We start from the raw sequence: 13,738 nt of genomic DNA on the forward strand, positions 1-13,738 counted from the left end.
GCGGTGCGGACCCGGTCCACGTACAAGGGCTGGGAGGCCCCTTCTTCAAATCACGGAAGTCGCGATTACTTCAGGGTGACGGTGGCGCCGGCGCCCTCGAGGGCCTCCTTGGCCTTCTCCGCGTCTTCCTTCTTCGCGCCTTCAACGACAGCCTTGGGGGCGCTCTCGACGAGCTCCTTGGCTTCCTTGAGGCCGAGGCCGGTCAGGCCGCGAACTTCCTTGATGACCTTGATCTTCGACTCGCCGGCAGACTCGAGAACGACGTCGAACGTGTCCTTCTCGACAGCGGCTTCGGCGGCCGGGCCGGCAGCGGCGGCAACGGCGACCGGAGCGGCGGCGGTGACGTCGAACTCTTCCTCGAACGCCTTGACGAACTCGGAGACCTCGAGGAGGGTCATCTCCTTGAACGCGTCGAGCAGTTCCGCGGTGGAAAGCTTAGCCATGGTGTGTCCTTTCTTTAAAGTCTCGGGCTAGTGGGGTTACTCCCCACTGGCCGCCTTCTTGTCCTGCAGCGCCGCACCGAGCCGGGCCACCTGCGAGGCAGGGGCGGCGAGCACGGAGGCGGTCTTCTGCGCGGTGGCTTTCAGCGCGCCGGCGAGCTTGGCCAGGAGCACTTCGCGCGACTCGAGGTCGGCGAGCTTGGTGATCTCATCGACGGTGAGGGGCTTGCCCTCCATGTAACCGCCCTTGATCACCAGGGCTTCGTGCGACTTGGCGAATGCTCGCAGGCTCTTCGCGGCCTCCACCGGGTCGCCTTCGATGAAGGTGATCGCGGTGGGTCCGACGAACAGCTCGTCCAGTCCGGTGACACCGGCCTGGTTGGCAGCGCGCTTGGCAAGGGTGTTCTTGGCGACGCGGTAGTGCGTCCCCTCGCCGAGGGAACGCCGCAGCTCGCGGAGTTCTGCAACAGTGAGACCGCGGTACTCGGTGAGCACCGTGGCGTTCGCGTTGGAGAAGTCCTGGGCGAGTTCGGCGATGGCGGTCTGCTTACCCGCCGGGTATTCCCGTTCAGCCATAATTCCCTCCTTTCTCGGCTGATCAATCCTCAACCGTCGCGGAGGCGACAAAAAAGGCGCCCCGCGGGACGCCTCATCACTGGGACCTGAGGCCAACTGGGTTGGCCCACACCATGGTCGCTTCGAGTAGTCGCCCTACGTCGGTTCCGGGTGGTTTACAACCGCACGAGGCGGTAACCGAACGGTCTTTGGGTTGTGGACTCTAAATTAGCACGGGGTGTGAACGTGGCCCCAGCGCAGGAGCCTGCACTGGGGCCACGTCACACCTTGCGGCGCTTACTTGATCTTGACCGCCTGCGGGTCGACCGGGATGCCCGGGCCCATGGTGGTGGAGATCGTCGCCTTCTTGAGGTACACGCCCTTGGAGCTGGCGGGCTTCAGGCGCTGCACCTCTTCGAGGGCGGCGCTGTAGTTCTCGGCGAGCTGCTCAGCGGTGAAGCTGGTCTTGCCGATCGGCAGGTGCAGGTTCGCGTGCTTGTCGACGCGGAACGAGATCTTGCCGGCCTTGATCTCCGAGACGGCCTTGGCGACGTCGGGAGTGACGGTGCCGGTCTTCGGGTTCGGCATGAGACCGCGCGGGCCCAGGATGCGCGCGATCCGGCCGATCTTGGCCATCTGGTCGGGCGTGGCGACGGCGGCGTCGAAGTCGAGCCAGCCTTCGGAGATCCGCTTGACGAGCTCGTCGGAGCCGACTTCGTCGGCACCGGCGGCGACGGCGGCCTCGGCCTTGTCGCCCTCGGCGAAGACGATGACGCGGACGGTCTTGCCCGTGCCGTGGGGCAGGGAGACGGTGCCGCGGACGAGCTGGTCGGCCTGACGCGGGTCGACGCCGAGTCGAAGGGACACTTCAACGGTGGCGTCGAACTTGGTCGGCGAGGTCTCCTTCGCGAGCCCGGTCGCCTCGGCGGGCGCGTAGAGCTGCGTGCGGTCGACCTTCTTGGCGAGGTCGGTGTACTTCTTGCTGCGCTTCATGTTCCATCCTTCGGATGTCGTGGTGAGGGCGGGCGCGCGCCCTTCCACTGGGTTGGTCTGGGTGACGCCGAGCTGGTCGGCGGCCTGACGTGCCTACTCGACGGTGCTATTCGACCGTGATGCCCATGGAGCGGGCGGTGCCCGCGACGATGAGCGACGCGGCGTCGAGGTCGTTGGCGTTGAGGTCGGGGAGCTTCTTCTCCGCGATCTCGCGCACCTGGGCCTGGGTCACCTTGCCGACCTTGACGCGGTGGGGCTCGCCGGAGCCCTTCGCGACACCGGCGGCCTTGAGCAGGAGCTTCGCGGCCGGCGGGGTCTTGAGGACGAACGTGAACGAACGGTCCTCGTACACCGTGATCTCAGCGGGGAGGACTTCGCCGCGCTGGGATTCGGTGGCCGCGTTGTAGGCCTTGCAGAACTCCATGATGTTGACGCCGTGCTGGCCGAGGGCGGGACCCACCGGCGGGGCCGGGGTGGCCTGGCCACCCGCGAGCTCCAGCTTGAACGTCACAACGGCCTTCTTGTTGGGAGCCATCGTGTCCTTCTCTTGATCCTGGGCTAACTTACGGCTCGCAAGCTTCGCCGTGGTTGGCTTTGCGGGGATCGACTTCCCCGCCTTCCATGCGCGCGCACGCCAGCGGCCTGCGCGCAACTCATCCAGGGTACTCGCCCAGGTGGCGGGCACTCTGAAGGAGGTATGTGACCTGTAGCTCGTGCTACAGCTTCGAGACCTGGTTGAAGTTGAGCTCGACCGGGGTCTCGCGGCCGAAGATCGAGACGAGCACCTTGAGCTTCTGCTGCTCGGCGTTGATCTCGGCGATGGTGGCCGGCATGGAGGCGAAGGCGCCGTCCACGACGGTGACGGACTCGCCCTCGGTGAAGTCGACCTTGATGTCGACGTCGCCGCCGCCGGTCTCCGCCTGGGCCTCGTCCTTGGGCTTCTGCTCCGGCGGGAGCAGCCACTGGATGACCTCGTCGAGCGGGAGCGGGCTGGGCCGGTCGGTGCGGTCGACGACGCCGACGAAGCCGGTCACGCCGGGCGTGTTGCGCACGACCGAGTAGGACTCGGGGGTCATCTCCATGCGGACGAGCACATAGCTGGGGAAGACCTTGGCCTCCACCTTCGAGCGCTTGCCGTTCTTGATCTCCACCTCGGTGTGGGTGGGGACCTCGATCTGGTAGATGAAGTCCTCCATGTCGAAGGACTGGATCCGGTTCTCCAGGTTGGAGCGCACCCGGTTCTCGAAGCCGGCGTACGAGTGCAGCACGTACCACTCGCCGGGCGCGAAGCGCAGTTTGGCGCGCAGCGCCTCCGCCGGGTCGACCTCGGGCTCGCCGGTCGCGGCGTCCTCGTCGATCTCCGGCTCCGCGTCGACGTCCGCAGCCTGCGCCGCGGCAGCCTGCGCCGCGACCTCGTTCTTCAGGGCCTCGTCGAACTCAGACACGCTCAACTCTCATTCCGGCTCGACCTCGCAACGGCGAGGTACTGCGACTGAACATTCTCTACGACGGTGCTCTCTTGACCGGCCCGGTTCTCGACCGGATGCTCGGATATGGCGATCCCCGCCTGTGAAGTCGCGCGCCGGCGGAACCGGCGCGCGTCATACCACTAGGGTAGCCGCTCCGGAGGGCGGCGCATCTCAGGCACCGGCGAACCGGCGCAGGTCACGCATTCCGCCCGCCGCGGCGAAGGCCGGGACGGACGGGCGGGGGTCCTAGGATCCGGCGCCGAAGGCCCGGCGGACGAGGTCGCCGAAGAGCAGGTCGAGGCCGCCGATGTAGGCCATCACGATGCCGACGAAGACCATCACCACGATCGAGTAGGTGATGAGCTGGCGGCGGGTCGGGTAGACGACCTTGCGCAGCTGCTCGACGACCTCTTTGAGGAAGCGGCCGAGGCGCTTCACGGGGTTGCGGGAAACGGTCTTCTCGCCTTGCTTGCGCGTGGGACGACCCTTGTCAGCGGTCGCATCGGAGCGGCTCGTGTCGTCGGCCACGTCGGCTTCCTCCAGGGTTCGTCTGATCGGGGCGGTCAGGCTAGCAGCATACCGGAGCCGTATAACACGTCACTATCGCGGCGGGGCGCTTCGGCGGCGCTCCACGTAGGCGGCGCACAGCTCTTCGCGGCGGGTGTGCCACTTCGCGCGCATCGCGGCCATCTCGGTCTTGGTGAACTCCATGAACGCGGCGGTCTGCACGAGTCGGTCGCGGCCCGGGCCCTCGGGCAGCGTCTCGATGCCGGCGATGGCGGTGTCCAGGTAGCGGTCGATGATCGGGGTGCGGTCGAGCATGATCGATCCCCAGATGTCCTCGTCGAAGAGCCGGTAGACGTCGGCGCGGGTCGAGGCGCGGCGGCCCTTGATGAGGAGTCCGGCGGTGGTCAGCTCGCGGACGGCGCCGGAGACCGCGGCGAGGCTGATGCCGAGGCCCTCGGCCACCTCGGCGGCGGTGTAGGTGTCGGCGTCGTCGACCAGGATGTAGGAGAACACCCGCGCCGACATGCGCTGGAGTCCGCTGTCGTTCAGGATCGCCGCGAACTGCTCCACATACTCCAGCAGGGCCTTACGCTCTGCGGTGTGCTCTTCCATCATTCCCCTTCGACGCCCGCGGACGGTTCTTGATGATATCTTGACACGTCAGAAGTTTCATGAATTCATGAAATCTATGATAACTTGAGCGCATGAACGCAGTGATCCGCACTGAAGGACTGGTCAAGCGCTTCGGCCACGTGACCGCCCTCGACCGTCTCGACCTCGAAGTGACCCGAGGTGAGACGCACGGCTTCCTCGGCCCGAACGGCGCCGGGAAGTCCACCGCCATCCGCGTCCTGCTCGGAATGCTCCGTTCCGACGAGGGCCGCGCCGAACTCTTCGGCGGCGACCCCTGGAAGGACGCCGCGACGCTCCACAAGCGCCTCGCCTACGTCCCCGGCGACGTCGCCCTCTGGCCCGGCCTCACCGGCGGCGAGACCATCGACCTCCTCGGCCGCCTCCGCGGCGGCATCGACAAGCGCAAGCGCGACGAACTCCTCGAGCGCTTCGACCTCGACCCGCGCAAGAAGGGCCGCTCCTACTCCAAGGGCAACCGGCAGAAGGTCGCGCTCGTCGCCGCGTTCGCCGCCGACGTCGACCTGCTCCTGCTCGACGAGCCCACCTCCGGTCTCGACCCGCTCATGGGAGCGGTCTTCAACGAATGCGTCAAGGAGGCCTCGGCCGCCGGCCGCACCGTGCTGCTCTCCAGCCACATCATGAGCGAGGTCGAGGCGCTGTGCGAGCGGGTGAGCATCATCCGCAAGGGCGTCATCGTCGAGACCGGCACGCTCGCCGAGATGCGGCACTTCTCGCGCTCGCGCTTGCGCGCCACCCTGAAGAACCCCGTGCGCGGCCTCGAGGACAACGAGGGCGTCCACGATCTCAAGACCGACGGGCTCGACATCGAGTGCAGCGTCGACACCGGCGCGCTCGACGACGTGCTCGCGCAGCTCGCCGTCGCCGGCGTCGCCGCGCTCACCTGCGAGCCGCCGTCGCTCGAGGAGATCTTCCTGCGCTTCTACGGCGACGAGCTCGCCGCCTCGGGCGTGCCGAACGGGGAAGGCGCCGAGTCATGACCACCGCGGTCGCCGAACGCGACGACCTGAGCACCCTCGCCGGCACCGGCAAGCTGCTTCGGTTCTACCTGCGCCGCACCCGGATCTTCCTCATCGCCTGGCTCGGCGGCCTGGCCGGTTTCAGCTGGCTGATGTCCGTGTCGCTGCCCGAGCTCTACCCGGACGCCCAGTCCCGCATCGAGGCCGCGGTCCTGCTCGACTCGCCCGCGATGCGGTTCATGACCGGGCCCGTCGAGTACATCGACGTGTACGGGGACTCGGTCGGCGCGATGTTCGCCCACCAGATGCTCATGTGGTCGCTCGCGGTCACCGGCGTCATGTTCATCCTGCTCGTCACCAGGCTCACGCGCGCCGACGAGGAGACCTCCCGCTCGGAGGTCGTCCGCTCGCAACCCATCGGCCGCCGCGCCGACCTGGCCGCGGCCCTGTGGCTGTCCCTCATCGCGGCCGCCGTGCTCGGCGCACTCGTCACGCTGACGGTGACCGGCATCGAGGGCACGGAGCTCGGCCAGGCGGTCCTGTACGGCCTGACGTTCACCGCCACCGGCATCACGTTCGCCGCGATCACCGCCGTGTGCGCCCAGATCGGCAGCTACGGCTCGACGTCGAACGGCCTCGCGTTCGCGGTCCTCGGCTTCTCGTTCCTCATGGCCGGCGCCGGGTACGCGCAGGAGAGCGGCCTCGCCTGGATCTCGCCCATCGGCTGGCCGGAACTGACCTTCGTCTACACGCCGGAGCAGCGCTGGTGGCCGCTCGGTGTCGCCGTCGGAGTGTCGGCGGCCCTGGTCTGGCTCGCGTTCGCGCTGGTCGCCAAGCGCGACTTCGGAGCGGGCATGCTGCCGGCCCGGCCGGGCCGCGCGACCGCCAAGCCCGGACTGCGCTCGGCGACGGCCCTGACGTTCCGGATCACCAAGGGCATGCTGTGGACCGCGGTCATCAGCATGCTGCTGCTCGGCCTCACCTACGGCTCGGTCCTCGGCAGCGCCGACGAGTTCCTGGAGGGCATGTCGGAGACCCAGCGCGAGGTCCTCACCCGCGGCAGCTCCGCGCCCGCCGAGGACTCCTTCGCCGTCACCGTGACCCAGATCCAGGGCTTCTTCGCGCTGATCTTCGCGCTCCTGGTGATCGGCCGCGCCCGCAAGGAGGAGACCGGCGGCAGGGGCGAGCTGCTCGCCGCCTCGCCGGTCGCCCGCTCGGGCTGGCCCGGTTCGTACTACGCGGCGGCCATGGTCAACGGGACCGTCGGCACCCTGCTCGGCGGCCTGGGGCTGGCACTGGTGGGCGCGAGCTCACTCGGCTGGGACGCGTTCGGGAAGCTCGTGCTCGCGCAGGTGAACTACCTGCCCGCCGTGTGGGTCGTGATCGCGGCCGCGTTCGCGCTGCTCGGCTGGGTGCCGAGGTTCGGGGCGCTGCGCTGGCTGCTGTGGCTGTACGTGTTCATCGTCGGCTACTTCGGCTCGCTCCTCGACATGCCCGAGTGGGTCGGGAAGATCTCGCCGTTCGAGCACGTCGCCGAGTACCCGCTGGAGGACGTGGACTGGGTCGCGTTCGCGGTCCTCACCGTGGTCGCAGCCGTGATCGCGATGCTCGGATTCACCGGGATCCGGCGCCGGGACCTCCAGTTCAGTTAAAGGGCACAGCAGTTGGCGAGCACTGCGACCGACCCGCAACGACCGTCACACCAAGGAAACCGGGCGCCGCCGGTCCGACACCCCGGACCGGCGGCGCCGTTTCGCGCGTGGCGCGCGGCGCGTTCCGGCGCTCGCGACAATGCGTTGTCGTACCCGTGTGGTTCGCTGTGCTTCCATGGGCACCGTGTCCGAACTCAGGTATGAGCTCACCGACCCGCCCGTTGCAGGGGCCGCGTTCGATCTCGACCCAATGCAGCGGGCGGTGGTCGAGCACGCCTCCGGGCCGCTGCTGGTGCGCGGCGGGCCCGGCACCGGCAAGACCGAGGCGCTGCTGCGAGCGGTCGCCGCGAAAGTCGAGGCCGGGGTCGACCCGGCCTCGATCCTCGTGTTCGGCCTGCGCCGCCAGGACACCGCGCATCTGCGCTCGCGGCTGAACGAGGCGACGGCGGGCCGCTCGGCCGCAGAGGTCGGCGTCTTCACGTTCCCGGCGTTCGCGTTCGCGCTGCTGCGGGCCTCCGCGGTCGCGGCGGGCCGCGACGAGCCGCGTCTGCTCACCGGCCCGGAGGCCGACGCGCTCATCCGGTCCATGCTCGAGGGCGAGGACTTCGCCTGGCCGCCGGGCTTCGACGAGGCCGTTCGCACGTACGCGTTCGCGCAGCAGCTGCGCGACCTCGTGCTCCGCTGCGGCGAGCGGGGCCTCTCGGCGCCCGAGCTGACCCGGCTCGGGCGCGAGCACGACCGTCCCGAGTGGATCGCCGCCGCGCGGTTCTACGATCGGTACGTCACCACCCTCGCGCTCCAGTCGATGTCGAGCGCCCTGTACGACTCGGCCGAGATCGTGCGCGCCGCCGCGGCCGCACTCCGCCGCGATCCGACGCTGTACCCAAGGCCCGCTTGGGTGTTCGTGGACGACCTGCAGGACGCCACGCCCGCGCACCTGCGGCTGCTCGAACTCCTCGCCGGGGACGGCGCGAACCTGGTCGCCGCCGGCACGCCCGACGCGGCCGTGTTCGGATTCCAGGGCGGCGACCCGGAGTCGGTGCGGGACTTCCCGTTCCGCTTCACGCACCGGGACGGCACCGAGGCGGCCACCGTGCAGCTCGACGACACGCACGACGTCGCGCTCGCACCCCTCGCCGCGACCACCGCCCTGTCGCGGCGGCTGCGCGGCCACGACCGGGACCGGCGGCGCGGCACCGCGTCGGAGCAGCAGGGCCGCGTGGACGTCGTCCACCTGCCGTCGCCGACCCGCGAGGCCGTGTACATCGCCGACGTCGCGCGCCGCGCGCACCTCCTCGACCGGGTTCCCTACGGGGACATGGCCGTCGTCGTCAAATCCGCCGGAGCGATCCCGCACCTGCGCCGGGCCATGCAGCACGCGGGCGTGCCGACGCGCCAGGCCGCCGACGACGTGCCGCTCCCCGCGCACCCCACAGTGCGGAACCTTCTGCACCTCGTCCTCGTCGGACGCGGGCGCGAACGCCTCGACGAGTCGAACGCGGCCGGGCTGCTGCACTCCGCATTCGGCGGCGCGGACCCGTTCGAGGAACGCCGTCTGCGCCAGGAGCTGCGGCGGCTCGCCGTCGCCGCCGACAACTTCTCCCCCGGCGCCGACCTCCTCGTCGAGACCCTGCGCGACCCCGAACGGACCGCGGCGCTGCCCGACGAGGACTGGGCCGAACCCGCCCGCCGGCTCGGGGCCCTGTTCGCGGCCGCCCGTGAAGGCACCGGCCTCAGCGGCACCCTCTGGGCGGTGTGGGAGGCCTCCTCGATGAGCGAGCGGCTGCGGCGGCGCGCGCTCTCCGGGGACCGGCGAGCCCAGCGCGCCGACGCCGAACTCGACGCCGTGATCGCCCTGTTCGACCTCGCCGCCGACTACGAGCGCAAGCAGCCCGGCGCGGGCGTCGAAGTCTTCTGCGAACACGTGCTCCACCAGCAGCTCCCCGGCGACTTCCTGTCCGCGCGCGCGGAACTGGGCGACGCGGTGACCCTCACGACCGCGCACGCCGCGCACGGGCGCCGCTGGGAGTTCGTGGTCGTCGCGAACGCGCAGGAAGGCGCATGGCCGAACCTGCGGCCCCGGGGGTCCCTTCTCGGCGCCGAAGCGCTCGTCGACGTCATCGACGGCCGCGCCGACGTCGACCAGGTCGCGCAGCTGCTCGACGAGGAGCGGCGGCTGTTCTACAACGCGTGCACCCGCGCCCGCACCCGCCTGCTCGTCACCGCGGTCGACTCCGAAGAGGCGCAACCGAGCCGGTTCAGCGCCGAACTCGGTGTCGAACCGGTCAACGCGCCGCGCCGCGGACGGCCCCTGAGCCTCGCGGCCCTCACCGCCCGCCTGCGCGAAGCCGTCGTCGACTCCGGCCACGCCGAACGTGACGCCGCCGCGGCCGCCCTCCGGCGCCTCGCCGAATCCGGCGTGCCCGGCGCCGACCCCGCGAAATGGTGGGGCCTGGCGGCGGTCTCCGACGAACGCGCGCTCGCCCTGGCCGGGGAGTCCATCCGCATCTCACCGTCCCAAGTCGAGAAGACCCAGCAGTGCGGGCTGCGATGGGTCCTCGAATCCCACGGCGGCGACTCCGGCGACCTCCTCCCCCGCCACCTCGGCACCCTCCTCCACGCCGCCGCCGAAGCCGTCACCGTCGACCCCGCCGCAGACCCGAGGACCGTGATGGAACAGGTCGTGGGCGAGCACTTCGACCGGCTCCCCTTCGAAGCGCCCTGGCACGCCGAACAGCAGCGCCAGCGCGTCTCCGGCGCCGTCGAACGCTTCGCGAGATGGCTCAGCGCCAACCGGAGGGAACTCGTCGGCGCCGAACGGTCCTTCCGGATCAGACTCGAGATCGGGCCCCCCGGCGTCGAAGTCGTCATGTCCGGCCAGATCGACCGGCTCGAACGCGACGCCGACGGCCGCCTCTACGTCGTCGACCTCAAGACCGGCAAGAGCGCCGTCACCAAGACCGAGGCGCAGACCAACCCGCAGCTCGGGATCTACCAGCTCGCGATCGCCGAAGGCGCGTTCGAGGAAGGCGCCGAACCCGGCGGGGCCGAACTCGTGTACCCGAACGCGAAGGGCGCCACCGCCGCCTCTCGCCAGCAGGGCCCGCTCGGCGAACACGAGAACCCCGACTGGGCGCGGGAGCTCGCCGGAGACACCGCCGTGCGCATGGCAGGCGCCGTGTTCGAGGCCCGCAACACCAGCAAATGCGAGACCTGCTCCGTGAAACGGTGCTGCCCGATCGCCGACGAGGGACGACAGGTGACCGATGAGTGAGCGCGACGCGAACCGATACACCGCCGTGGGCCTCGCCAACCGGCTCGGCACCCCCACCCCGACCCCCGAACAGGCCCTCGTCATCGAAGCCGGGCCCGACCCGATGCTCGTCGTCGCCGGCGCCGGATCGGGCAAGACCACCACCATGGCCGACCGCGTCGTCTGGCTCATCGCCAACCGCGTCGCCCGGCCCGAGCACATCCTCGGCCTCACCTTCACCCGCAAAGCCGCCGCCGAACTCGCCGCCCGCGTCCGCGAGAAACTGCGGCGCCTCACCGAATCCCTCCCCGAACTCGCCGACCTCCACGGCGAACCCACCGTCTCCACCTACAACGCGTACGCCGGCGGCCTCGTCGCCGAGCACGGCCTGCGCATCGGCATCGAACCGGGCACCCGCGTCATCACCGACACCGGCCGCTGGCAGATCGCGCGAGACCTGGTGTGCGCCTGGGACGGCCCCATGAGCGAATTCGACGTGGGCGTCGACAAGGTCACCGAACAGGTCCTCCAACTCGCCGGGCAGCTCGCCGAACACCTCCGTGACGGCGACGACCTGCGCCGGTTCGACCGCGATCTGGAGGAGACGCTCGCCGAACGCCAGGGCAGCCGTTCGAACGACCAGTTCCGGGCGCTCCTGTCCTTGCGGCGCAAGCGGGAGCAGCTGCTGCCGCTCGTCGAGTCCTGGGACCGGCGCAAGCGCGAACTCGGCGTCATGGACTTCGCCGACCAGCTCTCGCTGGCCGCGCAGCTCGTCGCGGGCGCGCCCGAGATCATCAAGACCGAACGAGAACGCTGGCGCGTCGTCCTCCTCGACGAATACCAGGACACCTCCTACTCCCAGGTCGCACTGCTCCGCGACCTCTTCGGCGGCGGGCATCCCGTGACGGCCGTCGGCGACCCGAACCAGTCGATCTACTCCTGGCGCGGCGCCTCCGCCGGGACGCTCCTGCGCTTCCCCACCGACTTCCCCACGCCCGCAGGGGGTGCCGCAAAGCGCGTGGAGCTGACGAAGTCGTGGCGCAACCGAGCCGAGATCCTCGCCGTCGCCAATCGAGTCTCCGAACCGCTCCGCGCAGACGGCCTCCAACCCCTCGAAGCCGGCGTCGACGGCCCCGGCCTCGTCCGCGCCGCCATGCACCTCACCGTCAGCGACGAAGCCGACTGGCTCGCCGCGAACCTCGCCGTCATCTGCGACTCGATCGACCAGCGACGCCACGCCGAACACGGCGACGCGGCCGAACCCGTCGAAGCCGCCGTCCTCGTCCGCAAGAGGCGCCAGATCCCCGCCCTCCACCGGGCGTTGACGGCCGCCGGACTCCCCGTCCAGGTCGTCGGCTCCCTCGGGCTCCTCTTCCACCCCGAAGTGGCCGAAGCGGTCGCGATGCTCCGAGCCGCCGCCGACCCCACCGACGGGCCCTCGCTCATGCGGCTCCTCGCCGGGAACCGCTGGCGCATCGGGCCGCGCGACATCGCCGCCCTCTGGGCCCGCGCGCGCGAACTCGCCCCCGACACGCGCGGCTTCGAACCGGACGCCGGGCGGGAGGCCGAGGCGTCCCTGGCCGATGCGCTGGCCGATCCGGGCCCGGCCGAGCGCTACTCGGCCTTGGGGTATCTGCGGTTCGCGCAGCTGCACGAGGAGCTGGCCTGGATTCGCGGGCGGCTCGGGCAGAGCCTGCCTGACGTGGTGGGCGATGTGATCGCGTATTCGGGTCTCGACGTCGAGGTGATGCTGCACCACGGGGACCTGTCGAACCTGGACGAGTTCATCGATGTGGCGGCCGCGTACGAGAACGACACGAGCGGGGCCAGTATCCCCGGGTTCCTGTCCTATCTGGAGACCGCCGCGGAGCGGGAGCGGGGCCTGACGGTGGAGGGCGCCTCCCCCGCGGGCGGCGTGGTGCAGCTTCTCACGGTGCACGCCGCGAAGGGCCTGGAGTGGGACGTGGTGGCGGTGCCGGGGCTGTGCGAGGGCATTCTGCCGGGCAAGGTGAAGGGCGACCAGACGTGGGTGAGCGACGCGGCGCGGCTGCCGTACCCGCTGCGCGGGGATGCCGGGAACCTGCCGGTCCTGTACCTCGACGACGCGACCGTTCCCTCCGAAGTCAAAGGGGCCGTTGAGGACTTCAAACGCGACGACGAGGAGGCGCGGCTCGAGGAGGAGCGGCGGCTCGCGTACGTGGCGCTGACCCGCGCGCGGCAGGCGCTGCTGGCGAGCGGGTACTGGTGGGAGGCGGAGCGGCGGCAGCTGCGGGGGCCCGCTCCGTACCTGGAGGAGGCGGTGGCGGCGGGCGCGGAGGCGACCGTGTGGGCTGATCCGGGCCCGTCGAATCCGCTCGAAGACGACGCCCGCACGGTCGAGTGGCCGAGCAAGGCGCCCTTGGGTTCCCGGCAGGAGAGGTTCGCGGAGGCGGCCGAGCTGGTGCTGGCCGCACCGGACAGCACTGGATCGGATGGCTCCGCTGAGGGCCCGTTGGCGCGGACCTGGCGTACGGAGGCGGAGCTGCTGCTCGCCGAGCGGGCGGCGCTCGAATCGGGTGTGGTGCGGCTGCCCCGCCCGAAGCGGCTGTCGACGTCGCAGCTCATGGCGATGCGCGCCGACGAGGAGCGGTTCGCGGCGGAGCGACGCCGCCCGATGCCGGTCCCGCCGCGCCCGGCGACGCAGCGCGGCACCGAGTTCCACGCCTGGGTGGAGGAGTTCTTCGGCGGCGGCACGCTCTTCGACCCGGCGGACCTGCCGGGCGCGGCCGACCCGGTGGGCCCGGATGCGGACCTGGACCGGCTCAAGGAGTCCTTCCGCAATTCGACCTGGTCGAAGCGGCGCATCGCGGCCCAGGAGGTGCCCTTCGTCATCGACTACGAGGGCACGATCGTCCGCGGTCGCATCGACGCGGTGTTCTTCGGCGAAGAAGACGGCGGCTACGACATCGTCGACTGGAAGACCGGCCGCCCGCCGCGGGGCGACGACGCGGTCCACGCCGCGCTCCAGTTGAAGGTCTACCGGAAGGCCTGGGCGCGCCTCAAGGACATCGACGAGTCGGCGATCCGGACCGCGTTCCACTACATCGGTTCCGACCACACCTGGTGGCCCGACCTGGATTAGCGTGACCGCCCTGCGCCGTTCGCGGCGACGTCGCCGCCGGTTTGCAGGGGGTCCCTAACATGGACGCTGATCCCGGGGCCGGGCCCATACCGGCCTTCGGCCCCACCACCCACGGGGCTGCAAGGGATTTCCTCATCT

11 protein-coding genes are annotated in these 13,738 nt (G+C 70.4%); 4 read left to right on the plus strand and 7 right to left on the minus strand.

Annotated elements, in window-relative coordinates:
- Positions 1 to 65: 65 nt before the first annotated feature.
- From rplL to JHY01_RS15360, 7 genes are all read right to left on the minus strand, one after another.
- Positions 66 to 443 carry a 50S ribosomal protein L7/L12 gene (rplL, locus tag JHY01_RS15330; RefSeq protein WP_205326532.1) on the minus strand — a complete coding sequence of 126 codons (378 nt, stop codon included), beginning with the start codon at positions 441 to 443 and terminating at the stop codon, positions 66 to 68.
- A 36-nt stretch (positions 444 to 479) separates the two neighbouring features.
- The gene (gene rplJ, locus JHY01_RS15335; RefSeq protein ID WP_205326533.1) at positions 480 to 1,016 is read right to left on the minus strand and encodes a 50S ribosomal protein L10; all 537 of its coding nucleotides are present in this window, start codon (positions 1,014 to 1,016) and stop codon (positions 480 to 482) included.
- A gap of 276 nt (positions 1,017 to 1,292) precedes the next feature.
- Positions 1,293 to 1,988, minus strand: coding sequence for a 50S ribosomal protein L1 (gene rplA, locus JHY01_RS15340; protein ID WP_205326534.1), 696 nt, complete (start codon positions 1,986 to 1,988; stop codon positions 1,293 to 1,295).
- A 106-nt stretch (positions 1,989 to 2,094) separates the two neighbouring features.
- Entirely contained in the window at positions 2,095 to 2,523 is a 429-nt protein-coding gene (gene rplK, locus JHY01_RS15345; RefSeq protein ID WP_136528430.1) for a 50S ribosomal protein L11, read from the minus strand.
- Positions 2,524 to 2,704: 181 nt separating this feature from the next.
- Positions 2,705 to 3,433 carry a transcription termination/antitermination protein NusG gene (gene nusG, locus JHY01_RS15350; RefSeq protein ID WP_307814462.1) on the minus strand — a complete coding sequence of 243 codons (729 nt, stop codon included), beginning with the start codon at positions 3,431 to 3,433 and terminating at the stop codon, positions 2,705 to 2,707.
- 270 nt (positions 3,434 to 3,703) lie between these two features.
- Positions 3,704 to 3,985: a preprotein translocase subunit SecE gene (secE, locus tag JHY01_RS27395; protein WP_205326536.1), complete on the minus strand. Its 282-nt coding sequence runs from the start codon at positions 3,983 to 3,985 to the stop codon at positions 3,704 to 3,706.
- Between the two features lie 72 nt (positions 3,986 to 4,057).
- A complete protein-coding gene (locus JHY01_RS15360; protein WP_205326537.1) occupies positions 4,058 to 4,576 on the minus strand; it encodes a GbsR/MarR family transcriptional regulator in 519 nt (172 codons plus the stop codon).
- A 92-nt stretch (positions 4,577 to 4,668) separates the two neighbouring features.
- Between JHY01_RS15360 and JHY01_RS15365 the strand changes: the two genes are divergently transcribed.
- From JHY01_RS15365 to JHY01_RS15380, 4 genes are all read left to right on the plus strand, one after another.
- A complete protein-coding gene (locus JHY01_RS15365) occupies positions 4,669 to 5,595 on the plus strand; it encodes an ABC transporter ATP-binding protein (RefSeq protein ID WP_205326538.1) in 927 nt (308 codons plus the stop codon).
- Positions 5,592 to 7,226, plus strand: a complete 1,635-nt coding sequence (locus JHY01_RS15370) for an ABC transporter permease (RefSeq protein ID WP_205326539.1) — start codon at positions 5,592 to 5,594, stop codon at positions 7,224 to 7,226. Before JHY01_RS15365 ends, JHY01_RS15370 begins: the two co-directional genes overlap by 4 nt.
- Positions 7,227 to 7,410: 184 nt before the next feature.
- Positions 7,411 to 10,500: an ATP-dependent DNA helicase gene (locus JHY01_RS15375; RefSeq protein WP_205326540.1), complete on the plus strand. Its 3,090-nt coding sequence runs from the start codon at positions 7,411 to 7,413 to the stop codon at positions 10,498 to 10,500.
- Positions 10,493 to 13,600 (plus strand): UvrD-helicase domain-containing protein, encoded by a 3,108-nt coding sequence (locus JHY01_RS15380; protein WP_205326541.1) that lies wholly within the window; start codon positions 10,493 to 10,495, stop codon positions 13,598 to 13,600. Before JHY01_RS15375 ends, JHY01_RS15380 begins: the two co-directional genes overlap by 8 nt.
- Positions 13,601 to 13,738 lie beyond the last annotated feature (138 nt).

Origin of the sequence: Glycomyces sp. YM15 (assembly GCF_016918015.1) — a bacterium.
Lineage (GTDB): Bacteria > Actinomycetota > Actinomycetes > Mycobacteriales > Micromonosporaceae > Glycomyces.

Bases quoted from the DNA above. Each gene is read 5' to 3' on its own strand.
- JHY01_RS15370 (WP_205326539.1), top strand. From the start codon at position 5,592: ATGACCACCGCGGTCGCCGAACGCGACGACCTGAGCACCCTCGCCGGC.
- rplA (WP_205326534.1), bottom strand. From the start codon at position 1,988: ATGAAGCGCAGCAAGAAGTACACCGACCTCGCCAAGAAGGTCGACCGC.
- rplJ (WP_205326533.1), bottom strand. From the start codon at position 1,016: ATGGCTGAACGGGAATACCCGGCGGGTAAGCAGACCGCCATCGCCGAA.
- JHY01_RS15380 (WP_205326541.1), top strand. From the start codon at position 10,493: ATGAGTGAGCGCGACGCGAACCGATACACCGCCGTGGGCCTCGCCAAC.
- rplL (WP_205326532.1), bottom strand. From the start codon at position 443: ATGGCTAAGCTTTCCACCGCGGAACTGCTCGACGCGTTCAAGGAGATG.
- rplK (WP_136528430.1), bottom strand. From the start codon at position 2,523: ATGGCTCCCAACAAGAAGGCCGTTGTGACGTTCAAGCTGGAGCTCGCG.
- JHY01_RS15360 (WP_205326537.1), bottom strand. From the start codon at position 4,576: ATGGAAGAGCACACCGCAGAGCGTAAGGCCCTGCTGGAGTATGTGGAG.
- JHY01_RS15365 (WP_205326538.1), top strand. From the start codon at position 4,669: ATGAACGCAGTGATCCGCACTGAAGGACTGGTCAAGCGCTTCGGCCAC.